The sequence below is a fragment of the Kribbella sp. NPDC000426 genome, from assembly GCF_040300265.1.
Lineage (GTDB): Bacteria > Actinomycetota > Actinomycetes > Propionibacteriales > Kribbellaceae > Kribbella.
In genome coordinates, this window is sequence record NZ_JBEPDK010000007.1 from 210,589 (window position 1) to 234,431 (window position 23,843).

General features: G+C 68.0%; 23 protein-coding genes and 1 pseudogene. 14 read left to right on the forward strand and 10 right to left on the reverse strand.

The annotated features are described in order from the left end of the window. Window positions 1-75: 75 nt before the first annotated feature. Window positions 76-813 (forward strand): 6-phosphogluconolactonase, encoded by a 738-nt coding sequence (locus tag ABT313_RS32610; protein ID WP_350861744.1) that lies wholly within the window; start codon window positions 76-78, stop codon window positions 811-813. Here the strand turns inward: ABT313_RS32610 and ABT313_RS32615 are convergent. After that, on the reverse strand, window positions 793-1,533 hold the full coding sequence (locus tag ABT313_RS32615) for an SDR family NAD(P)-dependent oxidoreductase (protein WP_350861746.1): 741 nt from the start codon (window positions 1,531-1,533) through the stop codon (window positions 793-795). The two genes, ABT313_RS32610 and ABT313_RS32615, sit on opposite strands and share 21 nt — an antisense overlap. Before the next feature lie 33 nt (window positions 1,534-1,566). Between ABT313_RS32615 and ABT313_RS32620 the strand changes: the two genes are divergently transcribed. Beyond that, entirely contained in the window at window positions 1,567-2,127 is a 561-nt protein-coding gene (locus tag ABT313_RS32620; protein WP_350861748.1) for a TetR/AcrR family transcriptional regulator, read from the forward strand. Here the strand turns inward: ABT313_RS32620 and ABT313_RS32625 are convergent. Further along, window positions 2,124-2,555 (reverse strand): TetR/AcrR family transcriptional regulator C-terminal domain-containing protein, encoded by a 432-nt coding sequence (locus ABT313_RS32625; RefSeq protein ID WP_350861750.1) that lies wholly within the window; start codon window positions 2,553-2,555, stop codon window positions 2,124-2,126. The genes ABT313_RS32620 and ABT313_RS32625 overlap by 4 nt on opposite strands. Window positions 2,556-2,564: 9 nt before the next feature. Beyond that, window positions 2,565-2,789, reverse strand: a pseudogene (locus ABT313_RS32630) (TetR/AcrR family transcriptional regulator); the annotation flags it as partial. Here ABT313_RS32630 and ABT313_RS32635 point away from each other — a divergent pair. Together ABT313_RS32635 and ABT313_RS32640 are read left to right on the forward strand one after the other, a co-directional pair. Further along, window positions 2,760-4,118 carry a DHA2 family efflux MFS transporter permease subunit gene (locus ABT313_RS32635; protein WP_350861752.1) on the forward strand — a complete coding sequence of 453 codons (1,359 nt, stop codon included), beginning with the start codon at window positions 2,760-2,762 and terminating at the stop codon, window positions 4,116-4,118. The pseudogene ABT313_RS32630 and the gene ABT313_RS32635 sit on opposite strands and share 30 nt — an antisense overlap. 22 nt (window positions 4,119-4,140) lie before the next feature. Then, on the forward strand, window positions 4,141-4,446 hold the full coding sequence (locus tag ABT313_RS32640; protein ID WP_350861754.1) for an ArsR/SmtB family transcription factor: 306 nt from the start codon (window positions 4,141-4,143) through the stop codon (window positions 4,444-4,446). Between the two features lies 1 nt (window position 4,447). Here the strand turns inward: ABT313_RS32640 and ABT313_RS32645 are convergent, their stop codons facing one another. Beyond that, window positions 4,448-5,071 (reverse strand): antibiotic biosynthesis monooxygenase, encoded by a 624-nt coding sequence (locus tag ABT313_RS32645; protein WP_350861756.1) that lies wholly within the window; start codon window positions 5,069-5,071, stop codon window positions 4,448-4,450. A 107-nt stretch (window positions 5,072-5,178) separates the two neighbouring features. On the opposite strand from ABT313_RS32645, the gene ABT313_RS32650 reads away from it, so the two are divergent. Beyond that, the gene (locus ABT313_RS32650) at window positions 5,179-5,934 is read left to right on the forward strand and encodes an AlkZ-related protein (protein ID WP_350861758.1); all 756 of its coding nucleotides are present in this window, start codon (window positions 5,179-5,181) and stop codon (window positions 5,932-5,934) included. 35 nt (window positions 5,935-5,969) lie between these two features. On the opposite strand, the gene ABT313_RS32655 is transcribed toward ABT313_RS32650, so the two are convergent. The 4 genes from ABT313_RS32655 to ABT313_RS32670 all read right to left on the reverse strand — a co-directional run bounded on the left by ABT313_RS32655 (window position 5,970) and on the right by ABT313_RS32670 (window position 10,518). Then, window positions 5,970-6,317: a VOC family protein gene (locus ABT313_RS32655; RefSeq protein WP_350861760.1), complete on the reverse strand. Its 348-nt coding sequence runs from the start codon at window positions 6,315-6,317 to the stop codon at window positions 5,970-5,972. A gap of 3 nt (window positions 6,318-6,320) precedes the next feature. Continuing rightward, complete coding sequence (locus ABT313_RS32660; RefSeq protein ID WP_350861762.1) at window positions 6,321-7,136, reverse strand: MerR family transcriptional regulator; 816 nt, start codon at window positions 7,134-7,136, stop codon at window positions 6,321-6,323. A 155-nt stretch (window positions 7,137-7,291) separates the two neighbouring features. Next, window positions 7,292-8,659: a ricin-type beta-trefoil lectin domain protein gene (locus tag ABT313_RS32665; protein ID WP_350861764.1), complete on the reverse strand. Its 1,368-nt coding sequence runs from the start codon at window positions 8,657-8,659 to the stop codon at window positions 7,292-7,294. Beyond that, complete coding sequence (locus tag ABT313_RS32670; RefSeq protein ID WP_350861766.1) at window positions 8,656-10,518, reverse strand: ricin-type beta-trefoil lectin domain protein; 1,863 nt, start codon at window positions 10,516-10,518, stop codon at window positions 8,656-8,658. The genes ABT313_RS32665 and ABT313_RS32670 overlap by 4 nt, the downstream gene beginning before the upstream one ends. Window positions 10,519-10,918: 400 nt before the next feature. Between ABT313_RS32670 and ABT313_RS32675 the strand changes: the two genes are divergently transcribed. Next, window positions 10,919-12,145: a family 16 glycosylhydrolase gene (locus tag ABT313_RS32675; protein WP_350861768.1), complete on the forward strand. Its 1,227-nt coding sequence runs from the start codon at window positions 10,919-10,921 to the stop codon at window positions 12,143-12,145. On the opposite strand, the gene ABT313_RS32680 is transcribed toward ABT313_RS32675, so the two are convergent. Then, entirely contained in the window at window positions 12,142-13,320 is a 1,179-nt protein-coding gene (locus tag ABT313_RS32680) for an ROK family transcriptional regulator (protein ID WP_350861770.1), read from the reverse strand. The genes ABT313_RS32675 and ABT313_RS32680 overlap by 4 nt on opposite strands. A gap of 233 nt (window positions 13,321-13,553) precedes the next feature. Here ABT313_RS32680 and ABT313_RS32685 point away from each other — a divergent pair, with 233 nt between their 5' ends. The 7 genes from ABT313_RS32685 (at window position 13,554) to ABT313_RS32715 (ending at window position 21,952) form a co-directional block, all read left to right on the forward strand. Further along, the gene (locus ABT313_RS32685; RefSeq protein ID WP_350861772.1) at window positions 13,554-14,609 is read left to right on the forward strand and encodes a LacI family DNA-binding transcriptional regulator; all 1,056 of its coding nucleotides are present in this window, start codon (window positions 13,554-13,556) and stop codon (window positions 14,607-14,609) included. Window positions 14,610-14,774: 165 nt separating this feature from the next. Next, the gene (locus ABT313_RS32690) at window positions 14,775-16,457 is read left to right on the forward strand and encodes an ABC transporter substrate-binding protein (RefSeq protein ID WP_350861774.1); all 1,683 of its coding nucleotides are present in this window, start codon (window positions 14,775-14,777) and stop codon (window positions 16,455-16,457) included. Between the two features lie 58 nt (window positions 16,458-16,515). Then, window positions 16,516-17,529 (forward strand): ABC transporter ATP-binding protein, encoded by a 1,014-nt coding sequence (locus ABT313_RS32695; RefSeq protein ID WP_350861776.1) that lies wholly within the window; start codon window positions 16,516-16,518, stop codon window positions 17,527-17,529. Next, a complete protein-coding gene (locus ABT313_RS32700; protein ID WP_134108864.1) occupies window positions 17,526-18,506 on the forward strand; it encodes an ABC transporter permease in 981 nt (326 codons plus the stop codon). The genes ABT313_RS32695 and ABT313_RS32700 overlap by 4 nt, the downstream gene beginning before the upstream one ends. A 2-nt stretch (window positions 18,507-18,508) precedes the next feature. Continuing rightward, window positions 18,509-19,543, forward strand: coding sequence for an ABC transporter permease (locus tag ABT313_RS32705; RefSeq protein ID WP_350861778.1), 1,035 nt, complete (start codon window positions 18,509-18,511; stop codon window positions 19,541-19,543). Further along, a complete protein-coding gene (locus ABT313_RS32710) occupies window positions 19,540-20,544 on the forward strand; it encodes an ABC transporter ATP-binding protein (RefSeq protein ID WP_350861780.1) in 1,005 nt (334 codons plus the stop codon). The genes ABT313_RS32705 and ABT313_RS32710 overlap by 4 nt, the downstream gene beginning before the upstream one ends. 10 nt (window positions 20,545-20,554) lie before the next feature. Further along, on the forward strand, window positions 20,555-21,952 hold the full coding sequence (locus ABT313_RS32715) for a GH1 family beta-glucosidase (RefSeq protein ID WP_350861782.1): 1,398 nt from the start codon (window positions 20,555-20,557) through the stop codon (window positions 21,950-21,952). Here ABT313_RS32715 and ABT313_RS32720 read toward each other — a convergent pair. Next, a complete protein-coding gene (locus ABT313_RS32720) occupies window positions 21,918-22,814 on the reverse strand; it encodes an alpha/beta fold hydrolase (RefSeq protein WP_350861784.1) in 897 nt (298 codons plus the stop codon). The two genes, ABT313_RS32715 and ABT313_RS32720, sit on opposite strands and share 35 nt — an antisense overlap. A gap of 60 nt (window positions 22,815-22,874) precedes the next feature. Between ABT313_RS32720 and ABT313_RS32725 the strand changes: the two genes are divergently transcribed. Then, window positions 22,875-23,723, forward strand: coding sequence for a hypothetical protein (locus ABT313_RS32725; protein ID WP_350861785.1), 849 nt, complete (start codon window positions 22,875-22,877; stop codon window positions 23,721-23,723). Window positions 23,724-23,843 lie beyond the last annotated feature (120 nt).

Consider the following 23,843-nt stretch of genomic DNA (forward strand, 5'->3'; position numbering starts at 1 on the left):
CTGGAGCCACCCACCGTACCGACCGGGGGAAAACCCCCGCCGTGGGAACATTCGCCATCAATAGAAAGGGTTTTGATGACAGTCGAGCACGCACCCCGGTCCAGCACGTACCCGTCACGCGAGGAACTCGGCCTGGCCGCGGCCACTGCGGCCGCCGAGCAGATCCGTACGGCGATCGCAGCAGCCGGACGCGCCCGGATCATGCTGGCCGCGGCGCCGAGCCAGAGCGCGACCCTCGCCGCGCTGGCCGTGGAGCCGGACATCGACTGGAGCCGGGTCGAGTGCTTCCACATGGACGAGTACGTCGACCTGTCGCCGGACGCCCCGCAGTCGTTCCGGAACTGGCTGCACCGGAGCTTCCTCGATCAGGTGCCGCAGGCAACCTTCCACCCGCTGGCGCCCGAGGCCGGGCCGGACAGCTATGCGGAACTGATGGGTGACGAGCCGTTCGATCTCGTCCTGTTCGGCCTCGGCGTCAACGGCCATCTCGCCTTCAACGACCCGCCCGCCGACTTCGCCGACCCGCGCGCCGCGAAGATCGTCGCACTCGACGAAACCAGTCGCCGCCAGCAGGTCGACGAGGGCAACTTTGCCGCGATGGACGACGTACCCACACACGCCGTCACGGTGACGATCCCCCGCCTGCTCAACGCGCACGCGCTGATCGGATCGGTCCCCGGATCAGTCAAACGCCAGGCCGTCCACGACTCCCTCACGCAGCCGATCAGCCCGGACTACCCCGGTACGGCGCTGCGCACCCACCCGGCCGTACAGCTGTTCCTCGACACGGAGTCAGCCGACTCCGAGGTGTAGACCGCCCGAAGCATCCACCACCTGGCCGGTGATCCACCGGGCCTCGGGTGAGGCGAGGAACGCGACCACCTCGGCGACATCCTCACCCGTGCCCAGCCGGCCGAGCGCGGTGTGACCGACGATCAACTCGGACAGTCCCGGAGTCTCGAAGATCGCGCCGTTCGCCTCGGTCCGGGTCGCGCCGGGCGCCACCGCGTTCACGGTGATGCTCCGCCGGCCGAGCTCCTGCGCGAGCGTGCGCGTCATCGTCTCGACCGCCCCCTTGGTCATCGCGAACGACGTCTGCGTCGGGTTGGCCATCCGGGTCGCGACCGACGAGACCGAGATGATCCGGCCACCGTCGGCCAGCATCGGCAGCAGCCGCTGGATCAGGAAGTACGGCGCACGCACGTTCACCGCCATCAACCGATCGAACGCCTCCTCCGAGTCCGTCCCGATCGGGCCGGCCGGCTGCGCGGCCGCGTTGTTCACCAACACCTCGAGCCGCCCGGACAACCCCGCAGTCAGTTGCTCGACCACCGCATCGACATCACCCGGCACACCGAGCTCGGCCCCGATCACGAACCCACGGCCGCCGATCCGCTCGAGCGTCTCCTCGGCCCCGGCCTTGTCCTGGTTGTAGTGGATTGCGACGTAGTACCCCGCTGCAGCCAGCCGCTCCGCGATCGCCCGACCGATGCCCCGCGACGCACCCGTCACCAACGCCACCCTGTCGCTCATGTTAGAAACTATCATGTTGTTAGTATCTACCACATGAGCTTGAGGGACCGCCAGCGCGCCGACACCCGGCAACGCATCCAGCGACAGGCACTCCGCCTGTTCAGCGACCAGGGGTACGACGCGACCACGGTCAACGAGGTCGCCGACGCGGCCGGCGTCTCGGCGATGACGGTCTACCGGAACTTCCCCACCAAGGAAGACCTCGTCCTGTACGACGACTTCGACGAGCAGGCCGCCGCGTCGATCGCGGAACTCCCCTCGACCGGCTCCCTCACCGACCGCATCGGCCGCGCCGTCCTGGCAACCATCGAGCGCGCGAACACCGACCTACTACTGGTCCGGCTCCAGCTGATGATCTCGACTCCGGCCCTCCAGGCCCGCCACCTCGACAGCCAGTTCCGCCTGCAAGAGGCCTTCGTCCAAGCAATCTGCACTGACGACCCGACCCTTGAGTACGCCGCCCGCGCAGCCGCAAGCGCGTGCCTAGGAGTAACCCACACCGCCCTGCTCCGCTGGGCCGCCGACAACGGCGAGCCCGATCTCCCCGCCCTCTACCGAGAGGCCTTCACCGCAGTCTTCGGCCACGCGCCTTAAGGGCGATGGGCACGAACGATCAGATCGGCGGCCTCGTGCGCGATCCGATGCCGCTCGGCCTTCGACAACGGCTCGGTCCCCTGCAGCGTCGCCACCCGCCCTTCAGCGAGCGCCAGGTAGGTCAGCTGCCGAGTAGCCAGCTCTGGATCGGGAACTCGCAGCAGACCCTTCGCATCACAGGCCCGCAGATAGTCGGCGATCACGGCCGCGCGTTCCCGTTTGCCGGTCTTGTCACGCCACAGCCGCTGCAGCTCCGGGTGATGCGGCAACTCGGCGATCGTCAGCCGATGCAACGCGGCGATCGGCGGCGACAGCACGCCGTCGAGGGTCAGCTCGACGGCCGCGGTCAGATCGGCGAGCGGATCGCCGGTGTCCCGTAGCGCCGGACCGAGCGCGGCATCCTGCTCCCGGCGGGTTTCCTCGATCACCGCCAGGAACAGCTTCTCCTTGTCTCCGAAGTGCCCGTAGACGGTCTGCTTACCGACGCCGGCCTCCGCCGCGATCGCGTCGACGCTGGTCCGCTCGTACCCCTGGGCGAGGAACAGCTTCGAGGCCGCGGCGAGGATCGCCGACCGCTTCGCCGGCGACTTGACCCGGACCGGCGGCCGCCCGGGCCTCCCATGCTCGTTTCCATGCCCGTTGCAGGGACCACCCGGCTCGATCCGCGGCTGGTCCGGCTCGCCCTGGTGCTATCCCTCGGCGCGGTCGCCGCCCAGTTCGACACCACGATCGTCAGCGTCGCGATCAACCGGCTGACGCACGAGTTCGGTTCGCCGTTGTCGACGATCCAGTGGGTCACCACGGCGTACCTGCTGGCGCTCACCGCGACGCTCCCGCTCACTGGTTGGGCCGTCGCCCGGTTCGGCGTACGCCGGATGTGGGCGTTCTGCCTGGTCGGCTTCGGCCTGGGTTCGCTGTTGTGTGTGGGCGCCTGGTCGGCAGGCGCGCTGATCGGGTTCCGGGTGCTGCAGGGCATCGGCGGCGGCATGATGCTGCCACTGATCCGGATCGCTCTTGCGGAGGAGGCCGATCAGGCGACGATGGGCCGGCTGATGACTTTCGTCCTCGTGCCGACCCAGCTCGCCCCGGTCGCCGGGCCGGTGCTCGGCGGTCTGATCATCGGCACGCTCGACTGGCGCTGGGCGTTCCTGATCAACGTCCCGGTCACACTCGTGGCGCTCGTGCTCTCGCGCAACCTCGTCCGGGGCGAGGCGGCCGTCACCCGCCCGTCCCTCGACGTCCGCGGGCTTCTGCTGCTCTCCCCCGGACTCGCGGTCCTGATCTACGGGCTCACGTCGTACGGCGAATCCAGCCGGCTCGCCGTCGGTGCTCTTGCCATGCTGGCGGCCGGGGTGGTCCTGCTTCTCGGGTACGGCGTGCACGCGCTGCGGAGTACGGCGCCGCTGTTCGACCTGCGGTTGTTTCGTGACCGATCCTTCGGCGCATCCGCGGTGCTGGTGTTCATCTTCGGCGGATCGCTGTTCGGTGCGATGTTGCTGCTGCCGTTGTACTACCAGCGGTTGCGTGGTGCGAGTCCGCTCGAGGCCGGGCTGTTGCTCGCACCGCAGGGACTCGGCGCGATCGTCGGTACCTTGTTCGTCGGCCGGATCCTCGACCGCACCGGTGCGACCCGGACCGTCATGCTCGTCGGTCTGGCGCTCGCGGTCGCGGGTACGGTGCCGTTCGCGATCGCCGGCCCGAGTACGCCGATCGTCCTGCTGGCACTCGCTCTCGTCGTACGGGGAGTCGGGTTGACCGCGTCCCTGCTGCCGTCGATCACGGCGGCGTACGCGACGTTGCCGAGGACGGAGTACGCCGCCGCGACGACCGGGACCCGGATCGTGCAGCAGATCGGCGGCTCGCTCGAGACCGCCGTACTCGCGACGGTTCTGCAGCGTGGCTCGTTCCCGGCTGCGTTCTGGACGGCGATCGGGATCACGGCGGCCGCATCGGTCGGCGCCGCGGCGCTTCCGGGGCGGCGTGAAAAGTGAGCGACCGGGTTATATTCCTGGTATGGCAACTACGTTCGAGGTGTTGGCGGAGCCTCGGCGGCGGGACATCCTCGATCTGTTGCGGGCCGGTGAGCGGCCGGTGGGCGAGCTTGTCGACGCGCTGTCACTCAGCCAGCCCGCGGTGTCGAAGCATCTGAAGGTACTGCGCGACGCCGGGCTGGTGGAGGTCCGTCACGACGCCCAGCGCCGCTGGTACCGCCTCCGCCCGGCGCCGCTGGCCGAGGTCGACGCCTGGCTGGCGCCGTACCGCGACCTGTGGCGCGACCGCCTCGACGCACTCGAGGCGCATCTCGACCGGATGGATTAGCTCAGGTCAGTTCGGGCACGCGGAGATGGGCGAGAGCGAGCTCGAACTCGCACACGTCGAGGACTTCGGCGCCCGCATCCTTGGTGGTCGCGGCGCGCATCGATGCGGCGGCTTCGCGGTTGTTGGCCATCGCCTCCTGACTGTCGTAGCTCACCGACGAAACACACCGGCCGGAGGCGCGGTCGATCAGCAAGCTGGCGCTGCAGAACCCGGCCAGGTCCTCCAGCCTCGGCAGTGCGGCCAACTTGTAGACGTCGATGGCGCGCTGGAGGCTCGCAGGGGCGACCTTCATCCAGGTCGCGCGGACACAGGCACCCTCGGTGGAGCGGTGGTCACGGTGCAGTACGGCGATCTCCCACTCCTCCACCGTGGGCCCGCCACTGCCCATCTGGTCCGCCAGTCGGTCCCGGGTCGGGCGGAGCGCTTCGTCGGAGGCCCGCATCGCCTCCTCCGACTGCCAGGCGCTGGTGGCGATGCAACGGCCGGATTCCCGGTCGACCAGCATGGACAGGCCGATACAGCCGTCCAGCTCCAGGATCATGGGCATTACCTCGTCACGCACCTGCGCGATGCCGGCGTCGAGCGACTCCGGCCTGGCGTTGATCGTGGTGGAACGCGCGTACACGATCCACCCCCTTTGCCTCAGGGCGGCGCCCCGGTGACGCCACCGGTCGCACCCCACAGTGCTCCGCCCGGGCCACCGGCGCAAGGGACCGGTGATTGACTGTCCCGATGACAGAACTCGGGCGGGCGCGGGCCGCGCGCTGGTGGCTGCGCGGACGGCGGATCGGGTCGATCGAGCGGGCCGGCGCATTCATCGACGATGTCGGGTTCGCCCTGTTGTTTCCGGCACCGCGTGCCGTCGTACCGTCACTGTGGGAGGCGGTCGCCGGCGAGGACGAGGAGCCGTTCGGCTCGGGGATGGGGAAGAACGAGCAACGGGTCTGGACCTGGAAGGACGAACTGCCTCGTCGCGGCCTCGCCTGGTACGGCGCCTACCTCGGCGGCCGTGGAACATTCCTGTCGCCGGACCTCCTCACCGCGCTCTACCCGGCCGCGGGCCACCCGAGTGACCACCAGTCGCTGGAGCTGTCGCCGGCAGCCCACGAGATCGCCGAGGCCATCGCCGGCGAACCATTGCCGAGCGCAACGCTACGAGCGCTGATCGGTGATCGGAGCCGCTACCAGCGCGCGATCACCGAGCTCCAGCGTCATCTCCTGGTCACCACGGCCGGCGTCCACGAGAGCGGTTCCGGCTGGCCCTCCGCGCGGATCGCCTTGACCTGCGAGCAGTTCGAGGTCGGCGGCGGCACCGACCACGCACTCGCGACCGAGCGGTTCCTGGCCACGATGCTGGAGACCACGCCAGGCGAACTCGGCCGCGCGTTTCGCTGGCCCGTGGCGCACGCACGAGCCCGCCTGGACGACTTGGCCGAGAACGGGCGGGCAAGGTCCGACGGCCTCCGGTACTCTCCCAGCCACCCCTGACGGGGCCGAGGGGCACTCGACCCCGGCCTGGCGGATCAGTGCTCGGCGACGTCGAAGACGTTGCCTTCCGGGTCAGCGAGCGTGATCCAGTGCGTGCCGTACTCGGTGTGCTCGTCGACCCGCTTGGCGCCGAGGCCGACGAGGCGGTCGACCTCGGCGGCCCAGTCGGTGGCGGCGAGGTCGACGTGCAGGCGGTTCTTGCCGTTGCGCGGCTCGGGGACCTGCAGGAACATCAGCGTCGGACCGGCCGCGGCGCGGTTCACGGTCGCGAAGAACTCGTTGCCGTCAGCATCGACCTCGGTGGATAGCACGCCGGCCCAGAAAGTTGCCAGGGCGGCGGCGTCGGTGCAGTCGAAGGCGATGTTCTCAAGAGTTATAGACACGTTTCAGCCTTTCAGGACAGGGATCCGCTGGATCGGCCAGCAGACTTCGGTTCGGTAGTCGGCCGGATCGGGCACGTCGCCCGGGCCGATCGGATACAGCTCACGGATCGGGCCGGCTGCGACCTCGCAGTACTCCGCGACGTGGCTGCCGAGGGCGCCGTACGTGCGGTCGAAGTCGGTCATCGGACCGGCGTGGACGGCGATGGCGAAGTACCCGCCGGGCAGGTCGACGAGCTCCACCCCGTCGGCCGGCGGCTGGTCGGGCGCGACCGGCAGGAAGGCGACGACCTCGCCTTTGTCGTCGGTGAAGAACTCGTCACTGTACGTCGCTCCGGACGTGGCCCGGATGTCGCCGGTGACAGCGCCGAGCCGCCCGAAGGCGAACTCGAACCACGGCCCGAAGTCGTCCCGGACGACGTCACCACGAACGCCGTACGCACGGAACGACGGGATGAACCGGTACTCCACCTCGATCGCCGGCTGCCCCGGGGTCAGCAGCTCGCGCAGCGACGCGACCACGTCACGGGTGTGCTGAAGCTCCTGCTCCATCCGCTCGAGATGCGCCCGCAGCCGCTCCTCCCGAGCCACGCCGTCACCGGCGTCAACCACCGCCTGCACGTCGGCCAGCGGCATCCGCAACTCCCGCAGCCGCCGGATCAACTGCGCGGTGTCGACCTGCGCAGTGCTGTACCGCCGGTAACCCGACGAAGCATCCACCGAGACCGGCGCGAGCAGCCCGATCTCGTGATAGTGGTGCAGCGTCTTCACACTCAGATGCGTCAGGCGGGAGAACTCCCCCACCGTCACCGTCGCCGTCATGCCCCCAGCTTCCACCCTCCGGTAACCGGAGAGTCAACCAAACCCCCGGAGTACGCAGGCGAGCCCGCCGGCTCGGCTCAGGAGGCGGCGGGCTCGTTTTGCGGGCATGAACGGAGCTGACGGCCGGCCCATCGGGCTGGTGGGCCGGGTGGAGGTCAGCCGCGGTAGCGGCCTATTACCTTGGTGAAGTCCCAGGGGTTTTGGGAGATGCCGGAGCAGCTGTCGGCGCTGCCGCCGGTGCAGGGGCGGTCGCGGTTGACCGACCAGTAGGTGAAGCGGGCCAGGTGGTGCTGTGACGCGTAGGAGAGCATCGTCTCGAAGTCGGAGACGTTGACCCGCTCGGAGTTGTCGGTGATGCCGTTCATCGACGAGATGCCGATCTTCCGGTACGCCGCGTCGTCGCTCAGCCCGTATGCCGACTTCACCTGGTTCTTCAGCCCCTCGGCCGCCTGCACGGTCAGCGAACCCATGTTGGTGGTGCCGCCGCCGAAGTCGAACGGCATGATCACCCAGCCGTCGAGGTTCAGCCCGGAGGCCGCGCCGCGCCGGATCAGGTCCTGCCCGTTCCCGTCCGGACCGGACGTGGTCGTCCCGAAGGTCAGGTACGTCGTGATCCCGGGGTTGTTCTGCTCGATGATCTTCAACGCGTCGATCACCTTCTGCCGCGGACCGGCCTGCGCGATCTCCTGGTCCTCGATGTCGATGTCGATCGCCTTCAGCGACAGCGCGTTGATCACCTTCTGGTACGCCGCCGCGAGCTCACTCGCCGACCCGCAACTCTGACCGAGCTTGTTACCCGACCAGCCACCGATCGACACGACGACATCGCCGCCGTTCGACCGGATCGTGTTGATCGCCTGCTGGTCCACGCCACCGGTCAGCGGCCGCCCACCGTCCCACTGCGGGTTGCAGTACCCGTTGGACAGGATGAAGGCCATCGTGAACCACTTGACCCCGGACGCGTTCATCACGGTCGCCGGGTTCGGCGGGTCACCCCAGCCTTCATACAGGTACGGCGCTGCCGCCATCGGCGCGCCACCCGCCGGCGGCGGTCCGTCGTCACCGGCCGGGGCGTTCCACTTCTGGTTCGCCGCGCCAGTACAGCTCCACAGCTGCAGCGGCGTACCGTTCGCGGAGTTGTTGCCCGTGACATCGAGACACTTGTTCGCCTGCGGGTTCACGAGGTCCCGGCCAGATGTGTAGGTCCACTGCTGGGCAGCCGACCCGTTGCAGGTCCACAGCTGGACCCGAGCGCCGTTGGCCACCGAGCCACCCGACACATCGAGACACTTGCCGAGGGCACGCAACGTGCCGTCGCTCGACCGGCTCCACTGCTGCGCGCCGGTCCCGTTGCAGTCGTACAGCTGGACCGCCGTACCGTCCGCACTGTTCGCCGCCGCCACGTCCACGCATTTCCCGGCCAACCCGGTGATCGCCCCGGTCGCCGCCTGTGCGGGAGTTGCCGCCATCAACAATCCCGCGCCGAGCACCAGCGCCGCGACTCCCGCCGCTACGCGCTTCATGACACGGTCCACTTCTGGTTCGCGGCACCGGTGCAGCTCCACAGCTGCAGCGGCGTGCCGTTCGCGGAGTTGTTGCCCGTGACATCGAGACACTTGTTCGCCTGTGGATTCACCAGATCTCTCCCGCTCGTATAGGTCCATTGCTGGGCGGCACTGCCGTTGCACGAATAGAGCTGCACCTTCGCGCCGTTCGCGACGGAGCCCGCGTTGACGTCGAGGCACTTGCCGAGGGCACGGATCGTGCCGTCACCGGGACGGTCCCACTGCTGCGCGGTCGTGCCGTTGCAGTCGTACAGCTGCACCGCCGTACCGTCCGCGCTGTTGGCTCCGGCAACATCCATGCACTTGCCGGCCAGTCCGGTGATCTGACCGCCGCCACCCCCGCCACCGCTCTGCGTGCCGGACCAGGTGAAGGTCGCCGACGTCTTGGTCGGCAGCGTGTAGGTGAAGGACTGCGAGCCCCAGTTCACCCGCACCGACTGGGAGCTGCCGGTGGTGTTGAAGGCGATCAGCGCCTTCGAGCCGTCCGGGTTCTTCCAGGCCACGTTCTTCACCGAGCTGTTCGCGGTCGAGTCGATCCGCAGTGCGCCCGGCTTCACGAACTTGGTCAGGTGGCCCATCGTGTAGTACTCAACGGTCTTCGTGACCTGACCGCGCTGGCCGTCGTTGCGGTGGACCGTGACGAGGCCCGTGCAGACGTTACAGCCGGCGCCGACGTACGGCAGGTGCGCCTCGTCGAGCGCGATCCCCCACTTGACCCACGACTTGTCCCAGTTGCGGGTGTAGTCGATCAGGTTGTTCATGTCCTCGACCTGCTGGTTCGGGATCCAGGTGCCGCCCGAGTGCTCGGTCATGTACGCGTTCACGTTCGGGTACTGGTTGTGGATCTGCGTCTGCAGGTTCACGTCACCGCCGTACCCGTGCCAGGCGATACCGCCGAAGTTCGGATCGTTGCGCAGGGCCGCGTCCGCGATCGGGACCGAACCGAGGTCGTTGTAATTGCCCCAGTTGTAGTCGAGGATCAGCACCTTGGTCGTCAGCCCGGCGGCGTGCAGCGCCGGCATCAGGTTGTTCTTGGTGAACTCCAGCAGCCCGGAGCCGTTCCAGTTCATCGACGCGTAGCCGGTGTTGTCGTTACCGCAACAGGTCGGCTCGTTCTGCACCGAGATGTAGTCGATGTGGTTGCCCTGGGCCTCGTTCTGCTGCAGGTACTTGACGAAGTACTGCGCGTACATCGGGTAGTACTGCGCCTTCAGCCAGCCGCGGTGGACGAAGTCGTTGTTGTCCTTCATCCAGGCCGGCGCACTCCACGGCGAACCCATCACCTTGACGGCCGGGTTGAGCTGCCGGGCCTGCTTGGTCAGCGGTACGACGTCGGCCAGGTCGTGCTGGATGCTGAAGTCGTTCAGGTCGCAGCACGTGTCGTCGTAGGAGTAGTTGAACCGGGCCAGGTCCGAGGCGCCCATCGGGTTGCGGATGAAGGCCAGGCCGATCCCGTTCACCGGGTCGAACAGGTCCTTCATCACCTGGTCGCGGGTCGCGGCCGAGATCGTGTTGCTGCTGTTCAGCAGCCAGGCGGAGCTGTCGGCGAACGACGCGCCGCCGCCCTCGAAGGACTGGTACGTCGTGTTCTCGTTGACCGTGATCGTCTGGTTGGCCGATCCGCCGGCCGGGCCGAAGCTGACCGGGGTCTGCTGCTGCAGGCCGCGGGTGACGTTCTGGCCGGCGCTGTCGTTGGTGGTGGTCAGCCAGATGTTGACCTGCTCGCCGGCGGCCTGGGCCGGTGGAGCGGTGCCGATGCCGAGGCCGGCGGCGGCCGCGCACAGCGCAGCGACCACGAGCGGCAGGAAGCATTTCATGGGGCGGTTCTCCCTTTATATAAAGGAGTTTGGGGCGGTGGTGTTGCCGGCGTCTGCCCGCGCCGCAACTGGTGGTCAGCAAGAGGTAACCATCCGTGCAAACCGGTGTCAACGCCGAAACCGAGACTTTTTTCAGATCTTTTATTTAGTCCCGGGGTTGACCTGAGAGCGTTCTCACGGCACGCTGCGGTCCAGGTCGTGTCCGATGGTCCAGCGCCGTCGCGAGCAGGTGCTCGGTGCGGTGCATCGGTGTGCTGGAGCGAAGGGCTCGATGCGGAGCATCGTGACCTTCGCTCCAGTGCGCCGAGGTGCCGTGCCGAGTGCCGCGCAGTAGGCGCTGGACCATCGGACACGGCCTAGTTCCTGTCCTCATTCAGACGCCCCCGGAAATGAGGTACTCATGAAGCGTCCGCGCATGCTCGCGTTCCTCGCGATCGGTGCCGCACTGGCCGGCACCGCCCTTCTCCAGCCTGCTGCCACCGCGCATCAGCAGGCCGCTGCCGCGACCACGGCAACGGTCTGGGAGGACAACTTCGACGGCCCGGCCGGTCAGGCCCCCGATTCCGCCAAGTGGCGGTACGACATCGGCGGCAGCGGCTGGGGCAACGACGAACGCGAGTACTACACCAACAGCACCCGCAACTCCGCCCTGGACGGCAACGGCAACCTGGTGATCACGGCCCGGCAGGAGAACGCCGGCTACCAGTGCCACTACGGCCCGTGCCAGTACACGTCGGCCCGGCTGCTCACCGCACAGACCTTCACCCAGACGTACGGCCGGTTCGAGGCGCGGATCAAGATCCCGCGCGGACAGGGGATCTGGCCCGCGTTCTGGATGCTCGGCGGCGGCAACTGGCCGAACGACGGCGAGATCGACATCATGGAGAACATCGGCAAGGAGCCGGCCACCGTGCACGGCACGATCCACGGCCCCGGGTACTCCGGCGCGAACGGGATCGGTGCCGCGTACAACCATCCGAACGGCTGGTCGTTCGCCGACGACTTCCACACGTTCGCGGTCGACTGGGCCCCGGACTCGATCACCTGGTACGTCGACGGCGTCCAGTACGAGCGCCGTACGCCGGCCGACCTGAACGGGAACACCTGGGTCTTCAACCACCCGTTCTTCATGATCCTGAACCTCGCGGTCGGCGGCTACTGGCCGGGCTACCCCGACGGTACGACGCAGTTCCCGCAGACCATGACCGTCGACTACGTCCGCGTCTCCACGCTCGGCAGCTCGGGCGGCGGCGGCTCGCAGATCACCGGCCTGGCCGGCAAGTGCCTCGACGTCGCCGGGGCCAACAGCGCGGACGGTACGACGGTGCAGCTGTACGACTGCAACGGCACCAATGCGCAGAAGTGGAGCCGCCCCGGTGACGGCACGATCCGTGCCCTGGGCAAATGCCTCGACGTCGCGAACGCCGGAGTTGCCGACGGCACCAGAGTCCAACTCGCAACCTGCAACGGCAACGCGGCCCAGCAGTGGACCTACACCGGTGGGCACGACCTGGTGAATCCACACGCCAACAAGTGCCTCGATGTCACCGGCAACAACTCCGCCAACGCAACCCCCACGCAGATCTGGACCTGCACCGGCGGAGCGAACCAGAAGTGGACCGTCTAACGGGGAAGCGCGCCACCGTCGCGTAACAACCGCACCACGGGAAGGGTCGCGGCGCCGAGTGCTACGGCGTCGCGGCCCAGCTCGCACAGCACGATCGACACCTGCGCGTACGGCCGCCGCAGCGCGTGCTTGCCGACCTCCGCGCGCAGCTCGTCCAGGTACTTCTCGCCGAGCAGCAGACCGGCCCAACCGCCGAGGACGATTCGCTCAGGGTTCACGAGGTTGACCAGGTTCGCGAAGCCGGCCGCGAGGTATCCGATCGTGTCGGCAACGATCGTTGCCGCCGGCTCCGAGGTCGACGAGAGCAGCTCGACGAACGCTGTCTCCTCGTCGCCCTCGACCACGCCGCCGGCTTCCCGGTACCGATCGAGAACGCCCTCGGCGCCGACGTACGCCTCGAGGCAGCCGAGCGCGCCGCAGCGGCATCGGCGGCCGCCGTACACGATCGTCATGTGGCCCCACTCGCCGGCACTGCTGCGGGTGCCGCGGTAGCTGGATCCACCGGCGACAAGGGCGGATCCGACACCGGAGCCGACCAGCGCCACGACCGCGTCGGTCGCGCCACGGCCCGCGCCGAAGTACATCTCGGCCTGGCCGAGCATGTTCGCGCCGTTGTCGAGATGCACCGGAATATCGGTGCCCTCAGCAAGCATCTCGGCGAGTGGAACAGCTTCCCAACCGAGCGTCTGTGCGTCGACGACCGCGTTGTCCTCGACCACACCGGCGACCGCGACACCGAGCCCGAGCACCTGCTGCGGCTGTACGCCGGACGCCGCGACGACGCTCGAAAGCCCTTCCAGGACGTGCTTCACGACCTCCGCCGGAGTCGGCGTGCTGATCGGGTGATCGGCGCGGGCGAGCACGTTCATCGCCAGGTCGAACAGCTCGACCCGGACTCGCGTCTCGCCGACCTCGGCGCCCACGACGTACCGGAACGTCGGCGCGACCCGCAGCAGCACGCGCGGCCGGCCGCCCTCGGACTCGACCGAGCCGGCCTCCTCGACCACGCCCTCGGCGATCAGTTCCGCGACCAGGTTGCTCACGCTCGCGGCGCTGAGCGACGTCCGCACGGTCAGCTCCTGGCGGCTCAGCGGGCCCTCGCGGTAGATGCTGGTGAGGATCACCGAGCGGTTGGACCGGCGCATGTCACGCACCGTGGTCCGGCGTACTTCCATCCTCACCTCACCGTGAGCCTGCGCAGTCCGGCCCCGGGCGGGCCACTCGGTCCGAGTCCATCATGCCGCCCCGGCGCACGGAAGAGCTCCCTTCTTCCAGGTCGTGAACTAAGACCCGATTCGTTACCGCTCCGTGATTGACGGTGACTTGCGGTCTCGGCTTTGATCTACGGAACCGCTTCCGAAACCGGTTCCGTCCCGCCAGCCCCGACCGCCCGAGGGGAGAGTCAAGCGTGTCCATCACCATCGCCGATGTCGCCGCCCGCGCCGGGGTCAGCAAGACGACCGTGTCGCGCGTGCTCAACGGCAAGGGCGAACTGGACCTGCGGACGGCCGAGCGGGTCCGGCAGGTGATCGAGGAGCTCGGGTACGTGCCGAGCGCCCGCGCCGTCGGCCTGGCCCGCGGCCGGACCCGGATCGTCGGAATGCTGGTCCCGTCGCTCACCTGGCCCTGGATGGGCGAGGTGCTGCAGGGCGCGGTCGACGTGGTCGAGAGCGAGGGGTACGGCCTGCTGCTGTTCACCTTCAACCGGGGTGCGGAATCCATGCAGCAGTTCGCCTCCCAGGTCTCGTCGCAGTCGTTCGACGGCCTGCTGGTGATCGAGCCCGAGGGCACGCTCACCTTCATCGAGCAACTCCACGCGCGCGGTCTGCCGGTGGTCCTGATCGACGACCGCGACAAGCGCCCGCAGTTCCCGTCCGTCGCCACCACGAACTACGCCGGCGGCGAGTCCGCCGCCCGGCACCTGCTGGAGCTCGGCCGCCGCCGGCCACTGGTGATCACCGGCGTCGAGCGCTTCGGCTGTACCCACGAACGCCTGGACGGCTTCCGCGACACCTACGCGGCCGCCGGGATCGAGCTCGACCCGAGACTCGTGTTCGAAGGCGATTTCACCCACGAGAGCGGACGCCGCGGCGTCCAGTACGCGCTCGGCGAACGACTCGACTTCGACGCGGTCTTCGCGCACAACGACCTGTCCGCCGGCGGCGCCATCCAGGCGGTCCGGGAGACCGGGCGGAACGTGCCGGCCGACGTGTCGGTGGTCGGGTTCGACGACATCCCGTACGCCGAACACACCGAGCCGCCGCTGACCACGGTGCATCAGCCGATGCGCCAGATGGGTCAGGCCGCGGCCCGGATGCTGATGGGCTACTTCGGCGGCACCCCGCTGCCGGAACAGCCCCAAGTGCTGCCGACGACGCTGATCGTCCGCAGCTCAACCGCCCCGCGGCATCAACCACTGGCAACGTCGAGGACCGGGTCCGCCCCGAAACACCGGTCCCGCTAAGGCTCCGGCGGCGGGGCAGCTGCCCCTGTCCTGCCGCCGGCGTACTCCCCCGAGATCTATCCGTTAAGGCGTCTGCTCTTCCCATGAGAGCGTTCTCACGCCACGATGCACCTGCTCACGCGGCTCAGGCGTGAGCATCCGCCAACAGATACACAGGAGGAACCGATGCGAGCACGACGTACCGTCGCGCTGGCCCTCACGGGCTTGCTCGCGGCAGCCACGCTGGCTGCCTGCAGTAACGGGGACGGGAAGACCGAAAGCAGCGGGTCGAGCAGTGGCGCGACCGTACTGAACATCGGTATGCCGAACGGGCCGCAGACCGAGAACCACAACCCGTTCCTCGGCTCCTCCGCCGGCGCCTCCTTGGGCTACCGCTGGATGATCTTCGAGCCGCTGGTGATGATCAACGGGATCAAGCCGACCGAGCCGGGCAAGCCGTGGCTGGCGACCGAGTGGAAGTGGGACGCCAACTACACCAAGCTCTCGCTGACCATCCGGGACGGCGTGAAGTTCTCCGACGGCCAGCCGATGACCGCCGACGACGTCGCGTACTCGTTCGAGCTGCGGAAGAAGTACGACGGCCTGAACCAGGACGCGATCCCGTACGGCACGATCACTGCCTCCGGCAACAAGGTGGACCTGACCTTCACCCGGTCGCAGTTCACCAACCAGAACAAGATCCTGACCGTCTTCGTGGTCCCGAAGCACCAGTGGTCCACGCTCAAGGACCCGACCCAGGACACGCTGAAGAACCCGATCGGCACCGGCCCGTACACGGTCAAGTCGTTCACCCCGCAGACCACGACGCTGACGCTGCGCGACTCGTACTGGCAGGACCTGCCGAAGGTCAAGGAGCTGCGGTACACGTCGTACAACGACAACAACGCGCAGACCACCGCGCTGGCCAACGGCTCGTCGGAGTGGAGCTTCGTCTTCGTCCCGAACGTGAAGGCCGTCTACCAGGACAAGGACCCGAAGAACCACAAGCTCTGGTTCCCGGCGAACCTCGGCATCCACGGTCTGTGGATCAACACCACCAAGAAGCCGTTCGACAACCCCGCTCTGCGGCGCGCGATGAACCTGGTGATCAACCGCGACGACATCTTCAACCAGGGCGAGGCCGGGTACTTCTACCCGAAGGTCGAATCGATCACCGGGATCCCGACGCCGGCCGGTGAGTCGTTCATCGCTCCGGAGTACAAGGACAAGAAGCACGCGGTCGACGTCGACGGCGCGAAGAAGGAGCTCACCGACGCGGGCTTCAAGCTAGAGGGCGACGTGCTGAAGGACCCGACCGGCAAGCCGGTGACGATCACGCTGACCGACCCGGCCGGCTGGTCCGACTACATCACCGACCTGGAGATCATCAAGGACAACCTGTCCACGATCGGCATCAAGGCGACCGTCGACAAGGCCAACCAGGACGCGTGGTTCAAGAACATCGACGAGGGCAACTTCGACGCCGCGATGCACTGGACCAACGGCGGCGCGACGCCGTTCGACATCTACCAGAACATCATGGACGGCAAGATCCTGAAGCCGGTCGGCAAGGGCGGCGTGAGCGGCAACTACGGCCGGTTCAACAGCCCGGAGGCGACCAAGGCGCTGGACCAGTACGCCAACGCCGCGGACGACGCGACCCGCACCACGGCGCTGAACACGCTCCAGAAGATCATGGTCGAGCAGATGCCGATCATCCCCACCTCGGCGTCCAACGTCGGCGGTCTCTACAGCACGAAGAACTGGGTCGGCTGGCCCGATGAGCAGAACCAGTACGGGCCGGCGCAGCCGACCCAGCAGAACGCTCTGCAGATCATCCTGAACCTGAAGCCCGCCGGCAGCCAGTGATTCCGGACCGCGGCGCCGAGGCATCCCCTCGGCGCCGCGGTGCCGCGATGGGAGACACATGACGGTCACCGAGACCGAGGTTGTTCTGGAGGCCGAGGGCCTCACCAAGCACTTTCCGGTACGGCGCGGGGTTCGCGACCTGCTGTCCCGCGAGCACAAGGTCGTGCACGCGGTCGACGACATCAGGCTCACGCTGCGCCGGGGCCGGGTGACCGCGCTGGTCGGCGAGTCCGGATCGGGCAAGTCGACGGTCGCGCGGCTGATGGCCCAGCTGTACGGGCGCACGTCCGGTGACATCCGTCTGCACGGCGAATCGGTCACGGTCCGCGGCGGCCGGAAGTTCCGCGCGTACGCCCGCCGCGTGCAGATGATCTTCCAGGACCCGTTCGCCTCGCTGAACCCGACGCACACCGTGCGGTACCACCTGACCCGCTCGCTTCGCATCCACGGCCGTTCCGGAGACCTCGAGGAGAACCTGCGCGCTCTGCTGATGCAGGTGCAGCTCACTCCCCCGGAGCGGTACCTCGACAAGTTCCCGCACGAGCTGTCCGGTGGCCAGCGGCAACGGGTCTCGATCGCCCGCGCGCTCGGCGCGGATCCGGAGGCGCTGCTCGCGGACGAGCCGGTCTCGATGCTCGACGTGTCGATCCGCCTCGGCGTACTCAACCTGCTGCGCGACCTGAAGGAACGGCTCAACCTCGCCATCCTCTACATCACCCACGACATCGCGTCGGCGCGCTACTTCGCCGACGAGACGCTGGTGATGTACGCCGGTCGCCTGGTCGAGGGCGGCGAATCGGAGACCGTCACACAGCACCCGGCCCACCCCTATACGCAGCTGCTGATCGACAGCGCGCCCGACCCCGACCGACTCGGTCAGCTCAGTACGCCGGAGGACCAGGCCGGCGGCGAACCACCCAGCCTGATCGCACCGCCGACCGGCTGCCGGTTCCACCCGCGCTGTGTGCACGCAATGCCGAAGTGTTCGACCGAGCTGCCGCCCCGCTTCGAGCTACCCGCTACCGGCCACTGGGCAGCCTGCTGGCTGTACGAAGAAGGGACGGCGAAGTGAAGTTCCTTCTGCAACGGCTGGCGTTCTACGTCTTCACCGCGTGGGCCGCGCTGACGATCAACTTCTTCATCCCGCGCCTGATCCCGGGCGACCCGGTCACCTCGCTGATCAACAAGTTCCAGGGCCAGATGAGCACCGAGGCGATCAACTCGCTGTACGTGCTGTTCGGCCTCGACAAGAACGCGTCGCTCTGGAGCCAGTACGTCGACTACTGGGGCCAGGTGTTCCACGGCGACCTCGGGTTGTCGTTCACATTCTTCCCGACGCCGGTTGCCGACATCCTCAAGCAGAGTCTGCCCTGGACGATCGCGCTGGTCGGCATCACAACGTTCGCCAGCTTCATGATCGGTACGTCGCTCGGCGTCGTGGCCGGCTGGCGGCGCGGTTCGATCATGGACGGCTTGTTGCCGGTGACAACCTTCCTGTCGTCGATCCCGTACTTCTGGCTGGGCCTGCTGGCGATCACGCTGCTGGCCGGACCGGACAGCTTCTTCCCGTCGTCCGGCGGATACGAGCCCGGCCTGGTGCCCGGCTGGACCGGGTCGTTCATCGGCAGCGCGATCCAGCACAGCCTGCTGCCGGCGCTCACGATCCTGATCTCGTCCGTCAGCGGCTGGATCCTGACCATGCGGAACATGATGGTCACGGTCGCGTCGGAGGACTACATCACCGTCGCGCACGCGAAGGGTCTGTCCGAGCGCCGGGTGATGGTCAGCTACGCCGCCCGCAACGCCCTGCTGCCGAACGTCTCCGGCTTCGCGCTGTCGCTCGGCTTCATCGTCGGCGGCACGCTGCTGGTCGAGATCGTCTTCTCCTACCCGGGCATCGGCTACAACCTGTTCCAGGCGGTCGGGGCCAAGGACTATCCGCTGATGCAGGGCGTCTTCCTGGTCATCACGCTGTCGGTCCTGGTGGCCAACCTGCTGGCCGACGTCGCCTACCTGCTCCTCGACCCGCGCACCCGTAAGGAAGGCTGACCGTGTCCGCACCCACGAGCACCATCACCGCGGTCACGCCGGAAGGACCCGAGGTCGAGGCCGCACCGGCCAAGCGCCGCCGGCTCCGGTTCGTCGCCAACCCGAAGGCCGCCACGGGTCTGGTCGTACTCGCGTTCTTCTGCGTGATCGCGATCATCGGCCCGTGGATCGCGCCGTACGATCCGTCGGCGCGCAGCAGTGACCTGATCCAGCCGCCGTCCGGCAAGCACTGGTTCGGTACGACGCACCTCGGCCAGGACATCTTCAGCCAGGTGCTCGTCGGCACGCGCGGAGTGATGTTCGTCGGTCTGCTGGCCGGCCTGGTCGCGACCGCGTTGTCGATCCTGATCGGTGTCAGCGCGGGCTTCCTCGGCGGCGCCGCCGACGACGGCCTGTCCGCGTTGTCGAACGTCTTCCTGGTCATCCCGGCCCTGCCGCTGATCATCATCGTTGCCTCCACCATCCCGTCGGCCGGTGACCTGATGGTTGCCCTGGTCATCGGCTTCACGTCGTGGGCCTGGGGTGCGCGGGTGCTTCGCGCGCAGACGTTGTCGCTGCGACGGCGGGACTACGTGGAGGCCGCTCGGGCGACGGGTGAGAGCACCTGGCGGCTGATCACCTTCGAGATCATGCCGAACCTGACCGCGATCATCGCGTCGGGTTTCGTCGGCACCGTGATCTTCGCGGTGATGTCCGAGATCACGCTGGCGTTCATCGGCATCTCGACGATCTCCGAGTGGAACTGGGGCACGATCCTGTTCTGGGCCCAGTCCCAGCAGGCGCTGGCTCAGGGAGCCTGGTGGTGGTTCGTCCCGGCCGGCCTCGCGATCGCAGTCCTCGGTACGGCGCTGTCGCTGATCAACTTCGGCATCGACGAGTTCGTCAGCCCGCGGTTGCGGTCGAGCGGTCATACCAAGGTGAAGACCAAGGACGGGCATTCGGTGCGGATGCGGGTCGGATTCACCCCGGTCCTCTCGTCGGCGCGCGAGCCCGTGACGCCCGTCGTACAGCGCCGTGCTGAGGAGGAGGTCGCGTGAAGACGCCAGTACTGGAGATCAAGAACTTCCATGTCGACTACGGCCTCGGCTCCGAGGCGGTGCAGGCCGTCCGGGACGTGACGCTGACGTTGCACCGCGGCGAAGTACTCGGGCTGGCCGGCGAGAGCGGTAGCGGCAAGTCGACGCTGGCGTACGGCGTGACCCGGCTGCTGCCGCCGCCCGGCGTGATCAGCGGCGGCTCGGTCGTCTACCACCCTGCTTCTGGCGATCCTTACGATGTGATGGCGCTGACCGACGCGGAGCTGCGGAAGTTCCGCTGGGCCGAGACGTCGATCGTGTTCCAGGGCGCGATGAACTCGCTGAACCCGGTGCACAAGATCTCCACCCAGATGATCGACGTGATCAAGGCGCACGAGCCGCAACTGTCTCCGTCGGCACGGGTCGCCCGGGCGCAGGAGATGCTCAAGCTCGTCGGGATCTCGGCCGACCGGATGGACGCGTACCCGCACCAGCTGTCCGGCGGGATGCGGCAGCGGGTGATGATCGGGATGGCGCTCGTCCTCGAGCCGCAGGTCGTGATCATGGACGAGCCCACCACCGCCCTCGACGTGGTGATGCAACGCCAGATCCTCGCGCAGTTGGTGGAACTGCGGGAACGCCTCGGCTTCTCGGTCCTGTTCATCACCCACGACCTGTCCCTGCTGGTCGAGTTCTCCGACCGGATCGCGATCATGTACGGCGGCCGCATCGTCGAGCAGGCGCGCTCGGTCGACCTCTACAAGGACTCGTTGCACCCGTACAGCGAAGGCCTGCTCAAGTCGTTCCCGGCGCTGCGCGGCGAACGCCGGGAGCTCGCCGGGATCCCGGGCTCCCCGCCGGACCTTCGCGGCATGCCGTCGGGGTGTTCGTTCCATCCGCGCTGTCCACAGGCCTTCGAGCGCTGCTCGGCGGAGATCCCTGTCCTCGGGATCCCGGCGGCACGCAACGACCCCAACCGATCCGTCGCGTGCTGGCTCCCTGGCCGCGTTCCTGTTGTCTAGAAGGGTTGATATGAGCACAACGTCTGTCTCGGGGGCGGCCGACCTGGTCGCGGGGCTCCCGTCCGGATTCCGCTGGGGGGTCGCGACGTCGGCGTACCAGATCGAGGGCGCGATCACCGCGGACGGCCGGACGCCGTCGATCTGGGACACGTACTGCCGGGTGCCCGGTGCGATCGACAACGGCGATACCGGGGATGTTGCCTGCGACCACTATCACCGGATGCCGGCCGATGTTGCCCTGATCAAGGATCTCGGACTCGACACGTACCGGTTCTCCGTCGCGTGGCCGCGGGTGCAGCCGCACGGCAAGGGCCCGGTCAACCCGGCCGGCCTCGGCTTCTACGACCGGCTGGTCGACGAGCTGCTTGCCCAGGGCATCGACCCGTGGGTGACGCTGTACCACTGGGACCTGCCGCAGGAGCTCGAGGACGCCGGCGGCTGGCCGGTGCGCGACACGGCGTACCGGTTCGCGGAGTACTCGATGCTGGTGTTCGACGCGTTGAAGGACCGGGTCGACACCTGGACCACGCTGAACGAGCCGTGGTGCTCGGCGATGCTCGGGTACGCATACGGCGCGCATGCTCCGGGGCGGCGCGAGTACCCGGCCGCGCTGGCCGCCGTACACCATCTGCTGCTCGGGCACGGGCTCGCGACCCAGGCGATGCGCGATTCCTCACCCCGCAAGCTGGACATCGGCATCACCCTCAACGTCGCCACCGCATACCCCGCTTCGGACGCGGCGCCCGACGTCGACGCCGCGCGCCGGGCCGACGGAATGGGCCGGCGCATCTACCTGGATCCGCTTGTCCACGGCCACTACCCCGCAGACGTAGTTGCCGACCTGGCCCGCGAGGGAATACAACTCCCGATCCAGGACGGCGACCTCGACATCATCTCCGCCCCTATCGACGTCCTGGGCGTCAACTACTACTTCAGCCAGAAGTTCACCGGGTACGCCGAGGACGGGAGCACCACGGACGCTTCCGGATTGCCCATCAGCCGCGACGTACCGATCGGCAAGCCCCGCACCGCGATGGACTGGGAGATCGTCCCCGAAGGCTTCACCGATCTTCTGCTCAGCATCGCCCGCGACTACCCCGGGCTGCCGATGGTCATCACCGAGAACGGGTCCGCGTTCGAGGACGTCCCGGACGCCGACGGCTTCGTCGACGACACCGACCGGACGGCGTACTTCACCTCCCACCTCGCCGCGGTCGCCGATGCCATCCGGCAGGGCGCCGACATCCGCGGCTACCTGGCCTGGTCGCTGATGGACAACTTCGAATGGGCCTACGGCTACGTCAAGCGCTTCGGCATCGTCCGCGTCGACTACGAGACGCAGCAGCGGATCCCGAAGGCCAGCGCAGCGTACCTCAAGGAGCTGGCGGCCCAGCACCGAGCGCGCTGAACATCTCCTCCCAGTGAGCGAAGATCGTGCGGCCGTGGCCCTCGCCGCGGCGAACGGTCAGCGTGGCGTGCGGGATTCGTTGGGCGAACCAACGAGCGTGTGACGGCGGCACCATGCGATCGGTGTCGCCGTACCACAACCAGGTCGGCACGGTGAGGTGCGTGGGATCGATGTCCCACGCACCTCCCCAGGCCACGTTGTCGCGCGCATAACCGTCGTACGACGCGAGCGCCTCGCGTGTGTCTGCCGCCCAGACCTCACGCCCCGCCGCGTCGAGCCAGTTGAGCTCCTCCCCCGGCACGCCGTCGAAGAACGCGTCGACCATCGCGGTGTCGTCGAGGCTGAGCATCCGCTCGAAGTCCTGCGCCGCCTGCTCGCGAAAGCCGTCCAGTGCACCGGTGACGTCGCCCGCATCTACCAGTGCGAGTAGCGGTAGGTCCGGGTCGTCCGGGTCCGGCGGCTCGATCAAGCGCCACGGGCCGACGCCGGCGGCGAGCCCGACCGCGCTCACGCGTTGTGGATCGGCGATTCCGGTGGCGATCGCGTACGGGCCGCCACCCGAGGCGCCGAGTACGGCGAACTCGCCGACGCCGAGCTGATCGGCGACCTGCAGGGTGTCGTGAGCGACCGACGCCAAGCTCGGCGCGGTGTACGTCGACCCGCCGTACCCCGGCCGGCTGAACGAGATCAGCCGAACTCCACAGCTCTTGGCGGCCGCGTCCCCCAGCGACGCCTGCAGGCGGCTGGATGGCGTCCCGTGCTGGAAGACCACCGGCGACCCTGCCGGATCGCCACCTTCCCAGACGTCGACGACCCGGTCGTCGGCGAACACGATGCGCTCCGATCTAGGCAAAATGATCACTCACCGTTACCGTAGTGGCGGATCCCGAGGGGGGCTCGGGGACCGGGGGAAGGAATCATCATGTCTCAGCAGTATCCGCACGACCCGAACCAACCACAGTTCCCGCGCTACCAGCCGCAAGAGCCGCACACACCGCACCCGTCTCAAGAGCACCCGCCCCAAGGGCACCCGTCTCAAGGGCACCCGTCTCAGGGGCAGCAGTCGCCGCCAGCCCAGGCGTCGTACGCTCAGCAGTCGCCGCCAGCCCAGCCGCCGCGGCAGGCGGGATCGCTTCCGCCGCGGAAGCCGCTGTCGCGGAGCGCGAAGATCGGGTGGGCCGCGCTGTCCGGGCTGCTCCTGTTCGCCTTCGGCGCCGCAGCCGGCAACGCCGGGGCCGGCCGACAGCCGACCGCCTCCGCGGACGCACCGGCACCGACGACAACCGTCACAGTCCCAGGCGAGACCGTAGAGGTCACCGCACCGCCCACAACCATCACGGTGACGGCTCCACCAGCCAAACCACCCACCGACCCCAAGCCAACCACCGCACCGAAAACCACCAAAACCACCTACAAGAAGCTAACCGCACGCCAATGGGCAAGGATCGCCAAGAGTCCCGACGACCACATCGGCGAGGCCTACATCGTCTACGGCCGCGTCACCCAGTTCGACGCCGCAACCGGTAAGGACGCCTTCCGAGCCGACGTGGACGGCATCAAGCACAAGGTCTCCTACGGCTTCGTCGACTACCCCACCAACACCGTCCTCACCAACCTCTCCGCCGACGTCTCCGACCTGCTAGAAGACGACCTCTTCCAAGCCAACGTCCAGGTCCTAGGCTCCCTCTCCTACGACACCCAACTAGGCGGCGAAACCACCGTCCCCAACCTCTCGGTGATCTCCCTCAAGATCATCGGCAGCGTGAAGTAGCCGACCGCCGCTCCGTCCGCGTCACTCGTCTCGAGTGGCGCGGAAGACCGGTGAGCGCGACCATCGGAGTATGCGCAGAATCGCCCCGTCTGCGGTCATCGTCTTGTTGTTGGCGTTGAT